The following is a 15,212-nucleotide window of genomic DNA, read 5'->3' as shown; positions in this document are numbered from 1 at the left end:
GTCAACTCCTAAATATCAGAAAAATCGTCAAAATCAGGTAATGCAAAACTACCCGCAGCAAGATCCTGAGATTGCGGGACCTTATCGGAGGCTTCGCAGAGGGGTGCCGGCACGGTTGGAGCGAGCGGCTCGTTCGCCAAGCCAAAGTGATGAGGTGCAGCGATAGGCTCGATGCTTGCCATCTGCAGCGTGTTGTACAGGCCTTTGTTTTCCGACTGCCGCTCCAACTCCAATGCGAGTGCGCCCTTTGGCGTGAATACCTGCAGGAACTCTCGCAGGCGCTGCGCATGTTGCTCGTCGTCATCAGGCGCCTTGTAATGGTCCCGGTATTCTGCAGTCAGCGCACGTTTCTCAACGTCGGTTAGTTGACCGAGACCATGAAGGCTTCTACAGAGAGCTTGAACCCATTCGTCCTTCAGCCGTACATAGACGGATGACCCGTCCCAAGGGTCGTATCTCACCGGCAGCGACTCGCCGGCGATGTTTGAGGCTTTGAAAACCTTGTTCGCGTAGAAGTGGTGGTCGTATTTCACGCCGCGCTGAGGATTGACAACACGTACGCCGGAGCGGTCGACGGGCGGGCAGGTGGCGATCAGGAAATCCCGATTAAACACGATGTGCCGCTGAGGGCGGTGTCCGTTCTCCCGCACGCCGCGCCGAAATGCATCTCGCGGAGATTCGTCCAATGCAGGATGTATCTCCTGGTCATAGTATTCGAATGCCCAATGCTGGAGCCCGTAATAGAGGCTGCGCAGCGTCCACTCGGCCAGATTCTTGGGCAGATGGGAGCCGCTCACCATGCGTACATTCTTTGTCGCTTTCGTGTTACCCGCAAGGTTGTGGATGTACTCGGTGTTTAAGCGACCGAACATACGCTCGAGCACTGCTCCATGCCTTGGCTGTCCCGCAGGGCGAAAGCGTAGATGCGTGCCCATGACGCGAAGGAACGTTTCGAACGCATGTGACATGAAGTCGGGACCATTGTCGACTATGATGAACTCGGGAAGCCGGTTAAACCGGCGCACCATATCGCGGACGACCATCATGACCGCGTGATACGAAGGAGTATCGAACGTTAAATAGAAGGCAAGAATTCGCCTCGACCAGGCGTCAACCGCCAACGTTAGCCAAGGGCGTCCCAACGGCTTACCGGTACGACTCGAGATGAGTTCAATGTCGACCTCAGTATGGTCGATATGGACGTATTGAAAAGGTCGACTGCCGTGCACGGGAGTGTCGAAATACAGCACATCGACGAATACATCTTCCTGATACGCGGCGCGTTTCCCATGGCGGGTTCGCACGTCGCGGTTGGTCTGCCGTGCCTTGATTCGCGCAATCAAGGTCGGGTATGACGGCGCCTTCTCGTCCGTGCCGTTGAAGGCGACTTCCATGTTCCGGTAACAGGTCATGTAGTTGATGGCATTGCTAGTGCGCCACTCGGCGTCAATGACCTCGTCCATGCGACAGATCTGTGTCTCGGTCAGCCTTGGCGTCCGATTGCCCTTCGCCGCATTCCTGGGTACCAACGCGAGAGCAGCGTTATCTCCGTTGGCTAGAGCGACAAGTCTCCGAGCCACCCAACGTCGCAGCGTCCGTGACGATACTTTCGCCTCGGAATTCATGGAGTCGAGAATCGCCTGTCTACGGAGGGCGGTCTGCAGTTCCTCGTGTGAGAAGCGGCTAACGTCCGTGCCTGAGGTCGTCCCGTCCTTTTGGACGGCTGTGATCTGATTCTTCTCGTGTGCAAGCTCAATCCACTCGCGCGTAAGCTCGATGTTCGTGCCATCCTGCCTACTGCATACGATCGACTCCTCTCCGACCAACACCATCGTTAGCTCTTGGCCTTCGAACAGGAAGCGAGAACCCGCTGCGATATCGAGCGAAAAGGACTCCGCTCCGGGCATCTGTCCGAGCTTTGCGTCCGCGATGAGCAGGTCGCGTAGCGCAGCGTCACGGTAGAGAAAGAACGCTCGCTTGTCTGCGAAGGTCTCTCGATCAAGGGCGGTCGCGACGACATTGTCAGCAATAGCCTGATTGAGGAAGTCGGCGCAGAAGTTGTATGGGGCTTGAAGCAGCTCGAGGAACGACAGAGCGCCGTGTTCATTCAGAGCAACATGCAACCGGTCAACGCTGTCTGGATCAAGCGGTTCTGCACCCGGGAGAAAATAGTCGGCGAGGTGCAGGAAGTTTTCCACGCGTCGACGCGGAATGCAATCCTCGCTAAAGATCCGGTACCGCAGGCCTAGTTCAGCAAGTTGCTTCTCAATCTGCGGTGAGTACCATTGTCCGTCGCCGGCGCGGACATAGCGGTACGGATAATTGTCAGCCAGGCGCAGCAGCTTCGCTTCAGCCTTCCATTCCTCGAGCGCGAAGCCGTCACTGCGAATGGTGAGATAATCCGGGATGTGCTTGATCTTTTCGATTTCGCCGGTTGACTCATCTGTGAGACTGAGCTTGAGTTCGCATGGCTGCGGGTAGTATTCCAGGACATCTTCTGCGCGCTCTTTGGTGACGGCAACGGCGAATTCTATGTGTCGACTCTCAGTCCGGATTTCGCGCGCCATCTTCTGACTCGCAAGAACGGTGATGACATTTCCACCGCGCGACGTCACCTCGCGAACTGGCGCTTCGATCCTCGCTTTGGCAATGAGATTCTGGCCGGCAGGCGGGGTGCCGAGTCGTTCGAATAGCTCGGCGAGTTGGGATTTTGTTAGCACGGCATGTCGCGGGAAACCGAGCCGAACGAGAACCTGTAGGAAGAGGCGGTGTCCATGCTGAGCATGGGCTCGCAAGGCTGCGCGCAGTATTCGAGGACGTGGTTCGCCTGCTCTTCGGTCACGGTAACCATGAACTCGACGTGTCGACTTTCAGCCTGATGGCGCGCCATCTTCTGACTCGTTCGAAAGGCGATGACTTTGCTACGTTGCGACGTCACCTTGCGAACTGGCGTTTGAAGCATCGCGTTGAGGATGAGTTGCTGGCCGGCAGGCGGCGTTCCGAGCCGGTCGAAGAGATCGGCGAGTTGGGATTGAGTCATCATGGCTCGTCGCGGGAAACCGACCCGAGTGAGAACGTGTAGGAAGACGCGGAGTCCATGAAGACCGAGGCACCCATATACGACAAAATACAGCTATGAGCAAACGACCGAACACGGCTCCGGAAGCGGAGAATGTCTACGAGGAGTGGGAGGAGGAGGCGAGGGAACTCATCGTGTCGAAGATGATCGAGCGCAAGCTCAGTTACAAGGCGTTGGCGTTGCGGCTCGAGCGGCTCGGAATTGTGGAGTCTGCGGACCAGCTCAATCGAAAGATCAACCGCAAGCGGTTCTCCGCGGCCTTCTTCCTTGCATGTCTTGACGCGATGGACGAGGAGGACTCTGCCTAGCGGAAGTGATCTTGCCGTTGCATAGGTCGCCGCTCGTGCAATGTTGGAGTTGCTCATCGTAAACTCCGCCCATGTGGCGTCTATTCCGGCTCAGTGCGAGGAAGCGCTTCGCGCTGCCACTGCGCCAACAACCGGCGGAGGTCGAATGTATGGGCGAGAATTTGCCCAGCCGGGGGCACTCGGAACAATGGGACGGCATGCGGGTAAGTCCTTTTCCCGTGTCTCTGCGTGTCCCGTCTCACCGCCTTGCAGTACGCTTTAAAGGTCGGAATACTTCGAACCATCGAGACGACCTCTTCCAGCGCGTCGACGTCGAAATCGCGTCGGCTGACATGCGATCTGAGCATCCAGAAGTCCAAGGTGAGCCAGATCTTTTCGGCCCATGCTTCGGGAAGTTCTCTCTTCGATACCTTCATTTGCAAACTCCCAGAAGTTTGCTCGGGGGACGAACAAGGTCGTCCACTCAGTGCGTGTACAGAACTGGTCGACGCAAGGAACGCACGATTCCCATATCGACGGGTCGGGAGTGCCGGCTTTGAGTTCGAGCGTGGGCGAACGCACAACGAAAGGCAAGCACTGCCATCTAATCTTGGTTTTCCGAATCAACGAAACGACGTAGAATCGCGGAGAACTCGGCTGGGCACAGGAAGTCCGACTCGTTCACACAGATAGATCGGTGCAGTAGCTCGGTAGGGATTGCACTTCGCGAGGCATCGACGATGGTGATCTGAGTGGGCTTGCGTCTCTCCACGTCCTCACGTAGCAATTCGGCTCTCGCACGGTAAGCCATGGGACGACTGTGCAGCCGATTCCCGGCGATAGTTGCGCCAATCGTTTTTTGTGCTATACCAGCGGGGAGCAGACGGAGGAGTCGCCGGAAACCATAGTCGAACACCAGCCAACTGTTGAGCACGATTTTGAGCTTCGTTTCGTGCGCGACGATCGCAGACACTGGTTCGAGCAGCGGCAAGGGTTCTGTGGAAGGTGGTACGTGCGCGCGGCACTCAACAGTATGGCTGTGTGCGTGAACGCGAAATAGCACTCCTTCGACGCCCAGGTAAAGAATTGAGTCCATGGCGACCGTTCTCTGAGCCGCGTGTTTTCTGCAGGCGAACAGCCTGGATTGTTGGATTGCGGCGGAAGGGGGCCCTCTCGATTGACTTTGTCTTCGTGGTGGAGAGGTTACATGGGTTTCCACATGGAAATTAAAGCACATGGCGGCAACAATACAAGGGGAAAAGGCGCAGTCCGTCGATTCAGCCTGGGCTCATCTTGCCTCCAGAGCGCTTCGGGCTGCGTTGGTCCACAAGGGCGTGAGCTATGAGGACCTATCGCACAGGCTTGTTGCGAGCGGGGTTCGGGAATCTGCGCGTTCGATCGAAGGTAAGGTGCATCGAGGTACCTTTCGTTTCACGTTTTTTCTTCAGGTGCTTAGCGCAGCGGGCTCTGCGCTTCCCGGTACTTGGCTGTATCCGCAACAGATTGAAGAATCTTGGGAAGCACGAGCGACACGGGTTTTCAAGGCGGACCTCTCAGCTCAGCCTTGGTTGGATACGAACATGCTGTGCCGACGCCTTGAGGAACTCGGCGTTCATGTCGAAGCGGAATCGCTTGAGAGCCAGATCGACGACGGCACGTTCAGCGCTGCCCTTTATTTTCAGTGCGCCACAGTCTGCCGCTTCGACGCCCTGTGGCTCTATCTTGACATCGCAGCTGTCAACGAAGTCGCATCGAACAGAAAGCTCTGTTAGCAACGGTCTTGGGCGAAGGAAGTTCTTCTTGAATTCCGCGTACGACGATCTATAGTTGAACGCGTGAGAAATCCCATGTGACCCGCGGAGCTAACAAGTCAAATTTCAACTGTCTCGCCGCGACATTCGCCGCCTGGTATATCGGGCAGCCGGCATATAAAGCTGAGTACATACTTGCCGGCCCTCTTGCCGAGGGCAATCATGCCTATCTGGTCCCTTCCGCCTGTCTCTAGTGAGCCTTGCATCCGCCTGCTCGAATGGCGCATCTTCGAGATCCTTCCCCAAGATACCCGTCATTTCGTCGGCTTGAACGCGAGCGATCGAACGGGACGAGTCAGTTCGGCCATCGAGACTTTCGATGTTGAAGCCTCGCGAGGCACAACCCAGTCCGGGCGCGTCTACATGCTTGTCGGCGAAAGCGGGTATGCCGATGAGGCGCGGTACGTTTGGGCTCGATGGTGTGACGTCAACGGCGTGAAGGCATACGTCGATGTCACTGACTCGCTTGATTTGGGGGACGCGCATGACGACCGCTGAGGAAAGGACGCGAGCGGTTGTCGGTGCGCGCGATTTGCTCGCTACTCTCGCGGATGGTCGCGGTCCATACTGCGCCGACCTCGTGCGAACCTTGGCCATGGCGCTGCTTCGACACTTCCCGAGCGAGGCCGATATTGACGCGTCGGCATTTGCGCTGCCGAATATTTGGGCGGAATCAGCGCTGATCGCAAGCCGCAGGGAGCATCGACGACGAGGGCAGCCAGGCTGTTGACGCAGCCTGCTGCCTGTCGCGACGTGTGGGCGAGGTCTTTCATTGCTCAGGGTGTAGCGTTCCATCGCCAGTTCCCGGTGGCGCTTTTGCCTTGGCGTCGCACCTCGATTCGTGTCGAGATTTGCGTCGACCACGCGGCGACTCGAAGTTTTGTGAGAGGTTGGTCGGGAGCGAAGAGTAGGGGACGAAGATGCCACGGTCTATACGCGCTACGAAGGACAATCCTTCCCTCGACGACGCTCGGGTGCAATACCTGTTGCGCCGCGCTGCTGTGGCAGCGATCCTGTTCGATCCTATTGGAGCCAAGGCACTTTTGGACCTACCGGATGCCGAAGTCGGTCGGCGCTTTAAGATCTCTCTCGCGCGGCTAATCGGGAGGGCCACAGTGTTGAATGTCGACCTTGCTTCGATTCGTGAGGAAGACGGTCGCAGCAAACGTGGCTCGGAGCGACGAAGGCCGGCACGGGATTCCCTCGTTGCCGAGGGAAAGTTGCTGCGCGCAGCAATTGTCTGCGCGGCCCTAGGTATCACTGAACGGCAGCTGACCAGTGACCTCGCTGCGGGACGTATCTTCAACGTTGATATTAATGCCGACGAATTCTACCCCGCGTTCTTCCTTGCAAGTGAACTTGACCGCAGGCAATTAGCGAAGGTCGTGCGACGGCTGGACGGGTTGACCGGCTGGGCTAAATGGAGATTTTTCACAGAGCCGAAGGCGTCGCTTGCCAATTTGACGCCACTGCAAGCGCTCTTGCATGGCGAAATGAAGCCGGTCTTGCAGACAGCTGATGCTTTTATCGCGCGCTCGAACAAGCTCGAGAAGGGCAAGGTGTCCGGTACCCGAAATCATTGAAATCATGAGAGATATTTGGACCTTTGCTATGAACAATCCGCATCTGCTGTATGTGCCGGCGATTGGTTTCATGCTCAGCTTGCTCGTGATACGCATCAAGAAGCGATATGTAGAGCAAGGAGTTTTGTTCAGGCGCATCGCTGCCCAGTCACGTGATAGCCACGCTGCAAAGTCAGGAGGCGGAGACAAGCCGAAACGGATATCGAGGAAATCCCGTTAAGTCGGGTCTTCGTGAATCTATTGATGACGGAGTGCTTCAAGCCGTGTGTTGACGCCGATGAGATTGTCGAAATGCCGATGCCGGTCGAGCCGGTCTTCCGGCAGGGAATAATGCGCGGAGGGCAGGTTTCAATTCTTCTGATGCGCGGCCGGTGGTCGCGCATTTCCTTGTTGCTGCTGGTTTCCGTTGCGAGGTTAGCTTCTGACGTCTGCCTTCACTTTTCGCTCTAGCTGTGCGGATATTCCACACCTAGCCACCGACGCGGCTTCGCACTCGATGGGCAATCACCCACCGGGTTGCTCACTTCTCGACGCGGAGTAGGCAATCAGAGTGAGCCCGCAAGCAGGACTCTTCAGGCCGACCCGGACGCACTATACGGAGTGTTGTGGCAACCGCCGTTGTTTTAGCCCAGTTGGAGTTCCAATGTACGAATTCGCGACCGGTTCCGCACAGTTTTGGCCGGGAGGATAGGTCGCGCTTTCCACGCCTCAACTGCCGCGTACGCTCTTCAAACTACTCATCTGACTGGGCGCCTGAACTCTTTCATCGCAGAACGGGGCAGGTTAGCTGGCCACCTGGGCGGCGCCGAGGAAGTCATAGCGTTTGTCGAGACGCTCGCGCGGATCGAAGGGCCGGAGTACGCAGGCGAAATGCTCGACTTAGCTGCCACATTCCGGGACTACGACATCGTAAACTTCGAAGTCTACAAAGAGCTTGCCGCGACATCGAACTACACATAGGCACGTATTGGGGGCGGCCAAGGTCTGAGGCCAGTCGAGGTGCCGCATTGCGAACTTCGCAACAGGATCGCAGTTCAGCGTAGAAATCAGGATCAGCGTGCTATTCCGCGGCCCTCGGAGCGACCTTGCGACTGTTCGATCTTTTTTGTCCTATATTGGAATATTTTTCAACCCGTATTGCGTAAACCCGCCGCAATCCCGTTGATGCTCAAATGAATTCCGCGCCGCACGCGCGCGTTCGTGTCGCCGGCGCGGTGGCGCTTGAGCAACTCCACCTGCAGGTGATTCAGCGGGTCGAGATACGGGAAGCGATTCTTGATGGAACGCGCGAGCAGCGGGTTCTCCGCGAGCCGTTCGCTCTTGCCCGTGATCTCCGACAACACCTTCGACGTGCGCTCCCACTCCGCGACGATCCGCTCGAACACGTGCTTGCGCAGCTTCTTGTCGGACACGAGCGCGGCGTAGCGCGAAGCGACCGCGAGGTCGGTCTTTGCCAGCACCATGTCCATGTTCGACAACAGGTTGGCGAAGAACGGCCACGTCTTGTGCATTTTCTTCAGCAGCGCGAGACGGGTCTTGCGTTCAGCGTCGGTCGGCGCGCTGTCCAGATGCGCGGCCACCGCGCTGCCGAAACCGTACCAGCCGGTCAGCAGCAACCGGCATTGGCCCCATGAGAAACCCCATGGAATCGCGCGCAGATCTTCGATCTTGCGTTGCTTCGGATCTTGTAGTTTGCGCGAGGCCGGCCGGCTGCCAATGTTCAACTCGGCGATCTCCGCGATCGGCGTCGACTCGAAGAAATACTCCTTGAAGCCTGGTGTTTCGTAGACCAGCGCGCGGTAGGACGCCATCGCCGCGTCGGACAACTGCTGCATCGTTTCCTCGAACGCGGGCAGTTGCGCCGGTGCGATGCCGTGCGGTAGCAACGACGCTTCGAGCGTGGCGGCGACCACCGTTTCCAGATTGCGCCGGCCGATTTCCGGATTGCCGAACTTGCTGGCGATCACTTCGCCTTGCTCGGTCAAACGGATCTGGCCGTCGACGGTGCCCGGCGGCTGCGACAGAATCGCCTGATAGGTCGGACCACCGCCACGGCCCACGGTGCCTCCGCGTCCATGGAACAGGCGCAGCGTCACGCCGCGTTCGTTGAAGAGCGACACCAGCGCGAGTTCGGCGCGGTACAGCTCCCAGTTCGATGTGAGGAAGCCGCCGTCCTTGTTGCTGTCCGAATAGCCGAGCATCACTTCCTGCTCGTTGCCCTGATGTTCGATCAGCGCGTCGACGCCCGGCAGCGCGATCAGGTCGCGCATGATGTGCGGCGCGTTGCGCAAGTCGGGGATCGTCTCGAACAACGGGATGACCATCAGGCCCGCTTGCGCCGGATCGTTCGCGTCGCCCAGACGGCCGTGCAGCAGGCCGGTTTCCTTTTGCAGCAACATCACTTCGACCAGATCGCTCACGGTTTCCGTGTGCGAGATGATGTAGTTGCGCACCGCGCGCGCGCCGAATTTCTCGCGCGTGATGCGCGCTTCCTCGAGCACGCCGAGCTCGCTCTTCACGAGGTCGGAGTAGTCCGCGTACGGCAGGCGCAACGGACGCGGCTGCGCCAGTTCGGCGAGCAGCACCTTGAGCTTGTCTTCTTCCGTGAGCGCCGCGTAGTCGTCCTCGACGCCGGCGCGCTTGAGCAGTTCGGCGATCACCGCTTCGTGAATGTCGGAGCTCTGGCGCAAGTCGATGCTCGCCAGATGGAAGCCGAACACTTCGGCGGCGCGCGCGAGCGGCGACAGACGCGGTGCGGCGAGCGGTGCGCCATGATGCTCGGCGAGCGAATCGATCAGCACGTGCAGGTCGCGCACGAATTCGGCCGAGTCGCCGTACGGCGTGGCGCGGATCGGCGCTGCGCCGCGGCCCGCGCTGCGCACCGGCACGCTGCCTTCGCCAAGGCGTACGCGCGCGCTCGCGGCGAGCCGCGTGTACATGCCGATCAACGCCCGGCGATACGGCTCGTCGGTACGATGCGGCGACTGGTCGGGCGAGGCGGCGGCGAGTTCCTTCAGGGCGTCGCTGGCGCCGGCCAGCAGGTTCGACACCGACAACTCCGCGCCGAGTTTGTGCACCTGCTCCATGTAGTGCTCGAAGATCACCGCGGCCTGGCGGGTAATCGCGTTTTCGAGCGTCTCGGCCGTGACGTTCGGATTGCCGTCGCGGTCGCCGCCGATCCAGCTGCCCATCTGGAAGAACGGCGGCAGGCGCGCGTCGATGCCGTGCTCGACGAGCGCTTCTTCGATATCGGCGTAGAGCGCCGGGATTTCAGAGAGGAAGGTGGCGCGGTAGTACGACAGCGCGTTCTCGATTTCGTCGGCCACGGAGAGGCGCGAATCGCGCAACATGCGCGTTTGCCATAGCGACGTAACGCGGGCGCGCAGCATCGCTTCGTTGTGCGCTCGCTCGCGGTCGGTCAACTGCTGATCGCGTTCGGCGAGCAGGCGCGCGACGTCGTGCTGCGCGTCGAGAATGCTCTTGCGTTGCACTTCGGTCGGGTGCGCGGTGAGCACCGGCACGATCAACGCGTCGTTGAAGAACTGCTGCAGGACCGGCGTGGCGGCCGCATTGGCTTCGACGAGCCGTTCGAGCGCATGGGCAATCGTGCCCGGTTGCGAAGTCGAACCGGCCAGTTCGTGAATCCGGTGACGGCGATTGCGGTGGCGGTCTTCAGCAATGTTCGCGAGATGCGAAAAGTAGCTGAACGCGCGCACCACGCTGACCGTTTGCTCGGGGCTCAGCGAGCGCAGTTTCTTGTCGAGCGTTTGCGCGGCGGCGCTGTCGTCTTCGCGGCGAAAGCGCACGGCGGTCTGGCGGATCGTTTCGACCACGTCGAACACCGCGTCGCCTTCCTGTTCGCGCAGCACGTCGCCGAGCAGGCGTCCGAGATAGCGGATGTCCTGGAACAGCGGATGGTCCTTGTCCTCGCCGGTGTGATTAGCACGCCGGCTCGACGGTTCCTCATCTGAACTTGGGTGCGTCTTCTTCGACTTCGCCAGGAAATCTCTGTCGCCCCCGGTGATAGTGGTGACGCTAGCTTCGGAGGCGATGCCGGTCACCGAATGAGATTGTGTTGGGGGCGCATGTTTGATGGGCGTCACGTCGAACTTCCGCAAAGGTAGTAACTGGCGGGGCAGGCAGCAGCAGGTTGCTCTGATGCGCAGTTGACCGGAGATTATATTGAATTCCAATGCACACGTGTGCTTTTTCGCAGAGCCACATTTTCAACTTGCTAACATCCGCGCAACCGAATGCGTGATCGAAGCCGCAGCCCGCGTCGAAAAAGCAGATGTGACACGAGCTGAGCGGCCACGATGCGTTCACACTGTCGCGGCAGTTTGATTGTTGCCTAATGGAAAACCCTGCGCTATCATGAGACACACGTGTGCACCACGAGCCGTCTATTGAAGAACCGTCACTACACCGGGGGAGCATTGAGATGAATGCTGCGCTTGAGTTCGACGACGTATCAAATGTACTCGCATCGTTTTGCCGCACAGGGTCTTGCGGTGCGGGTAGTGCGGGCGGCTTACCGGTAGTGAAGCGTCTCAGCGAACGCGACAAATGAGCAGGATCACCGCGATGGACGATTCAACGGACCTGACAATCGAATACATACGGGCGCTCGAGATTTGGGTTTGCGTCTGGTATGAAGAAGCACTCGACGCGAAATTTGTCAGCGCTTTCTATCGTCCTGACGTCGAGATCGTGGACCGTTTGCGAGGCTACTTCCGGGCTGGACTGTCGCCTGAGGATGCCGTTCAGGCATGTTTCGGAAGTAGACACTAAGCAAATGCCGAATGCTACATCTTCTCAACGGTCATCAATAGAGCTGAAAGTTGAATGGATTTTCAAGAAAATTGATGCTCACTGTGGTGGGTCGTATTGGTAATTAGTCGAAATAGCTCACTAGCGTACCTGATGGACATGGTCCGCATCGGTCTGCTCCGAAAACTCGGGATGTCGCTGTGGTGCTTAACGACTAACAATACCGATGAATTTTCAGATCACTATCCAGAAAGACAAGCTATGGAGGAGTAGTCGTACTGGCCGGCGAGAACATGGCATTTCGTGTGCCATTTCTACTGATCTCCAAGCGGAGTAATGTGCCTAATCGGATCTTATCGATTCTCGATCGCGCGTGGGAATCCCAATTAATAGCTAGTAGCTGTGCCATGCGGCAAACGAGGATGCATCGGCGTCGGCTCGGTTACTTCGCTTGGGTACGGTAGGCAAGCTATGTCGCGAGTCGATGTCAAGTGCGATGTGTTATCACAGGACTATCCAGTTGGAACCTCCATACCTCTTGCAATTTCCCGAAAGCGACTCGCTATGCGATCCCTCTTTCGCGCGCTTCGGGGATTTGACTCTTTGTAGCGCGTTTCAGCCAATATTCAGCTTGTCGCATCGACGTCTCATTGGCTACGAGGCCCTCCTCCGGGCACAAGACCCTGCCGGCAACAACGTTCCGCCGATGTCGTTACTCGGCCGCACCTCTCCGAATGGGCATTGGAACAATCTTGAGCGCGGCGTCCAACTGCTACATGCATCCAACTTCACGCGAATAGCGGATGTCCACGACCGGTTGTTTCTCAACACCAGACCAAATGGCTTCATCGTATCTGGCGAGTATCGCCACCTCGTTGAAGCGACCTTGAAGCGCATGCATCTGTCGCCCGACCGTATCGTCTTGGAAGTGCTCGAAGTTCCTGGTGGGAATTTACAGCAATTGGTTGAGGGTATCGCCTCATTCCGGAAGCAGGGATTTCTGATAGCGCTCGATGACTTCGGAGCGGGGCACTCCAACATTGATAGGGTCTGGCAACTTCAGCCCGATATTGTCAAGCTCGACCGCGGTGTTATTGAGCAAGCAGCCCAAAACTCTCGCGTCGCACGCTTACTTCCACGACTGGTATCGCTGTTGCATGACGCAGGTGCTTTGGTATTGGCAGAAGGCGTAGAGACGGCGCGTGAGGCTATGATTGCAATGGACTGTGATGCAGATTTCGTTCAAGGTTTCTACTTCGCTCGTCCTGCTCCCGGGAGGTGCGACGAAGCTTCCTGCCGGGTGACTATGGAGTCAGTGTGGCGGCAATTTCGCGCGCGAGCTGAAGAGAACGCGAATGCGGAGACGGCGAGATTGCGCACATGTGTCTTTTCGTCCAGGCAATTGCAAACAATATCGACCACCGACTGATTATGCTGAAATGAGGATCAGCGCCGACGACATTTCAAAGCTGCTCGCTTCACTGCACCTGGTCAGGGTGATCGCCGCGGGCAATGTGCCACGGGTGACGCTTATGATTCGATGGATGTTGTCGCAGATCGTTAGTGCCTTGACATTACTCAGTGCTGTGCGCAAACGGCGTGCTCGCAAAGCACAACGTGATGCCGAGGCGGTCCGTCGCGCTGTATCGGCCACAATCAAATAGAACGCGCTGATGTTCAAAACGTGTCGGTTCTCAGGTGCTTGTCGCAATGACGGAAAAGGTCGTGCGACAGGAAAGTATGCGATGGACTTGCTCGACGCTAAAGAATGGTCTGCATGGAAGAGGCGGACCGCTGGATGGTAAATTTAATGCCGATACAGCTCGTTTGTGCTTTCGGTAGTCCATCAGACGTGAATAGATTCATGGTCTTTGGAGCGGGCCCTCACGAGTGATGCAGCGGACAGGCACAGCGGATCGGACGCATTGGTGCAAAAAGGCATGCGACCGATCGCTGTGAGTCGAATTACTCCGGAGGTTCTGTGACCATCATTCCCGTCAGGTTTCCAATGGGGTTGGGCGCTGTAGATAGAAACCGCGAAAGTTGAAGCGACGCCCCGCTTATCGGAGGCCGTCTGCGCTACTTCCCGTTAGCCTGCAGCGTCAAACTATTTTTAACTTCTCGGACACCACCTACGTCTCGTGTCGCGTCCGTCGCGATCTCAATTTGACGGCTGTCGGGTACCGTTCCCATAAGTGTCACAATTCCAGAGGAAGCGACTACATTAATTCCATCCGCGTTGAGGCCGCGCGTCCTCGAGAGCTGGCGCATCACAGTTGTTCTCAGCGCCTGGTTGGCGGCCTTGGCCGCCTTCGGGTTGCTCATGCCGCTGGCTGGTACGGATGCGTCAGTAGTGACCGTAGTGGTTTGCGCAAGGACGCTCGCACCAGTGCACAATGCGACACAAAGGCCGACGAATAACATGCTGTAGTGAATGGATTTCAATTTTTTCCTCTGGAATTTATTGATCGATATCAGTCCCGACAGAGGCATATCACCACCGGGCAATGCGAGGTAAGACGGTATTTGTCAAAACGAGTGGCGAAGGCCCCCCGTGACACCCATAGTCGTACCGTGTGCGCCAAAAAGCGCTCCATTGACTGACAAGCCTGTATTCATGTCCCCATGATTAGCCACGGACGCGACCTGGCCGTAGAGGACAGTTCTCTTTGACAGGAAGTAGTTCAAACCCATTGCCGCGAGTAGGGAGTGATTCGCAGTATGGTTCCGGTCGCTGGTTATCCAGATGCCGCCATCGACGCTAAGTGTCGGCATCACATACCATGATAGGCCGCCTCCGTACACATTGTTGTTAAACGAACCGGCGACCTTGTAATTGACGAACGACGCCTTCGCGGTCAAGGCACCAAACTTGAATGCTGTCCCAAGCGTGCGTCCCTCAACTTGGAGGTTCGTCGGGGTGGGTGTCGGGTTCGCTCCACCGCGGTTTCCGTCAAATATCGCAGCGTTGAGCATCAGCCCGCCATACTGGTATTTGATGCTCGCGGAGTATTGTCGACCCGCCTGAAACTCGCCCGGTTGACCGCCGAATGAGTACAGCACGCTGGCCTGAAGTCCCCAGAATTCCGGGCTTGTGTAAGACAAAGCGCTGGGAGCAAAGATGCTGGTGCCGAGAAAATTATCGACAAGTGTAACGCCACCACTACCGAAGAACGACATGCCCCGCGGATCCGATGAGTAAAGCGAAAGAAAGAACGGGGAGAACTGCAAGCCAGCTTTGAGTTCACCGAACTTGCTGTCCAATGAAATCCACGCTTCGCATCCGAAAAGATTGCCATTGCAGTGTGCAAGGCTACCGGTCGCCACGCTTATACCGCTCTCAAGCTTGAATTTCGCGCTCAGTCCGCCACCGAGATCCTCGATTCCGAATATGCCGAATTGCGAATAAGATGAGCCTCCATCGATCAGCACAAACTGCCGCCCGGAATTGCCGCCGCTCTGAGCGTTCAGTGTTTTGCTTGTATAAAGCAAGCCGCTGTCGAGCAAGCCGAATAATGTGACATTGGTCTGAGCCTGCGCGGCCCCTCCGATCAACATACCTACCGCGCACATTGCTAAACGTGATGCAACTCTCGAGTGGTGACGCATCCCTATCTCCTTGTTTGTTATTGTCGACTCTGTGATTACTCAGTTAGCAAGCGTGCGCCGCGGCAAAAAGCCG

Annotated in this window: 13 protein-coding genes; 6 read left to right on the top strand and 7 right to left on the bottom strand. The window is 57.5% G+C overall.

The window, feature by feature from the left end:
• Window positions 1-8: 8 nt before the first annotated feature.
• Together B0G80_RS36670 and B0G80_RS36665 are read right to left on the bottom strand one after the other, a co-directional pair.
• On the bottom strand, window positions 9-2,720 hold the full coding sequence (locus tag B0G80_RS36670; protein WP_116122593.1) for a DDE-type integrase/transposase/recombinase: 2,712 nt from the start codon (window positions 2,718-2,720) through the stop codon (window positions 9-11).
• The gene (locus B0G80_RS36665; RefSeq protein WP_116122592.1) at window positions 2,714-3,043 is read right to left on the bottom strand and encodes a hypothetical protein; all 330 of its coding nucleotides are present in this window, start codon (window positions 3,041-3,043) and stop codon (window positions 2,714-2,716) included. The genes B0G80_RS36670 and B0G80_RS36665 overlap by 7 nt, the downstream gene beginning before the upstream one ends.
• A gap of 92 nt (window positions 3,044-3,135) precedes the next feature.
• Here B0G80_RS36665 and B0G80_RS36660 point away from each other — a divergent pair, with 92 nt between their 5' ends.
• Window positions 3,136-3,387 carry a DUF6471 domain-containing protein gene (locus B0G80_RS36660; protein WP_116122591.1) on the top strand — a complete coding sequence of 84 codons (252 nt, stop codon included), beginning with the start codon at window positions 3,136-3,138 and terminating at the stop codon, window positions 3,385-3,387.
• An 80-nt stretch (window positions 3,388-3,467) separates the two neighbouring features.
• Here B0G80_RS36660 and B0G80_RS36655 read toward each other — a convergent pair whose 3' ends face one another.
• Entirely contained in the window at window positions 3,468-3,803 is a 336-nt protein-coding gene (locus tag B0G80_RS36655) for a hypothetical protein (protein WP_116122590.1), read from the bottom strand.
• A gap of 167 nt (window positions 3,804-3,970) precedes the next feature.
• The gene (locus tag B0G80_RS36650) at window positions 3,971-4,462 is read right to left on the bottom strand and encodes a hypothetical protein (protein ID WP_147309970.1); all 492 of its coding nucleotides are present in this window, start codon (window positions 4,460-4,462) and stop codon (window positions 3,971-3,973) included.
• A 139-nt stretch (window positions 4,463-4,601) separates the two neighbouring features.
• Between B0G80_RS36650 and B0G80_RS36645 the strand changes: the two genes are divergently transcribed.
• The 4 genes from B0G80_RS36645 to B0G80_RS36630 all read left to right on the top strand — a co-directional run bounded on the left by B0G80_RS36645 (window position 4,602) and on the right by B0G80_RS36630 (window position 6,760).
• The gene (locus tag B0G80_RS36645) at window positions 4,602-5,138 is read left to right on the top strand and encodes a DUF6471 domain-containing protein (protein ID WP_116122588.1); all 537 of its coding nucleotides are present in this window, start codon (window positions 4,602-4,604) and stop codon (window positions 5,136-5,138) included.
• A gap of 201 nt (window positions 5,139-5,339) precedes the next feature.
• On the top strand, window positions 5,340-5,675 hold the full coding sequence (locus B0G80_RS36640; protein ID WP_116122587.1) for a hypothetical protein: 336 nt from the start codon (window positions 5,340-5,342) through the stop codon (window positions 5,673-5,675).
• Window positions 5,629-5,907: a BPSL0761 family protein gene (locus tag B0G80_RS47895; RefSeq protein WP_309568805.1), complete on the top strand. Its 279-nt coding sequence runs from the start codon at window positions 5,629-5,631 to the stop codon at window positions 5,905-5,907. The genes B0G80_RS36640 and B0G80_RS47895 overlap by 47 nt, the downstream gene beginning before the upstream one ends.
• A 244-nt stretch (window positions 5,908-6,151) precedes the next feature.
• Window positions 6,152-6,760, top strand: coding sequence for a hypothetical protein (locus tag B0G80_RS36630; RefSeq protein ID WP_147309969.1), 609 nt, complete (start codon window positions 6,152-6,154; stop codon window positions 6,758-6,760).
• Window positions 6,761-7,887: 1,127 nt separating this feature from the next.
• On the opposite strand, the gene ppc is transcribed toward B0G80_RS36630, so the two are convergent.
• Window positions 7,888-10,863 carry a phosphoenolpyruvate carboxylase gene (ppc, locus tag B0G80_RS36610; protein WP_258879162.1) on the bottom strand — a complete coding sequence of 992 codons (2,976 nt, stop codon included), beginning with the start codon at window positions 10,861-10,863 and terminating at the stop codon, window positions 7,888-7,890.
• A gap of 1,205 nt (window positions 10,864-12,068) precedes the next feature.
• Here ppc and B0G80_RS36600 point away from each other — a divergent pair.
• Window positions 12,069-12,959, top strand: a complete 891-nt coding sequence (locus B0G80_RS36600) for an EAL domain-containing protein (RefSeq protein ID WP_181920154.1) — start codon at window positions 12,069-12,071, stop codon at window positions 12,957-12,959.
• A gap of 650 nt (window positions 12,960-13,609) precedes the next feature.
• On the opposite strand, the gene B0G80_RS36590 is transcribed toward B0G80_RS36600, so the two are convergent.
• Both B0G80_RS36590 and B0G80_RS36585 read right to left on the bottom strand, forming a co-directional pair.
• A complete protein-coding gene (locus B0G80_RS36590; RefSeq protein WP_258879161.1) occupies window positions 13,610-14,023 on the bottom strand; it encodes a BON domain-containing protein in 414 nt (137 codons plus the stop codon).
• A gap of 36 nt (window positions 14,024-14,059) precedes the next feature.
• Window positions 14,060-15,139, bottom strand: coding sequence for a porin (locus B0G80_RS36585; protein WP_408968945.1), 1,080 nt, complete (start codon window positions 15,137-15,139; stop codon window positions 14,060-14,062).
• Window positions 15,140-15,212 lie beyond the last annotated feature (73 nt).

This window comes from Paraburkholderia sp. BL6669N2 (genome assembly GCF_003387275.1).
GTDB lineage: Bacteria > Pseudomonadota > Gammaproteobacteria > Burkholderiales > Burkholderiaceae > Paraburkholderia.
The sequence above is the reverse complement of the archived record's forward strand: the minus strand, read 5'-3'. Positions and strand labels throughout refer to the sequence as shown.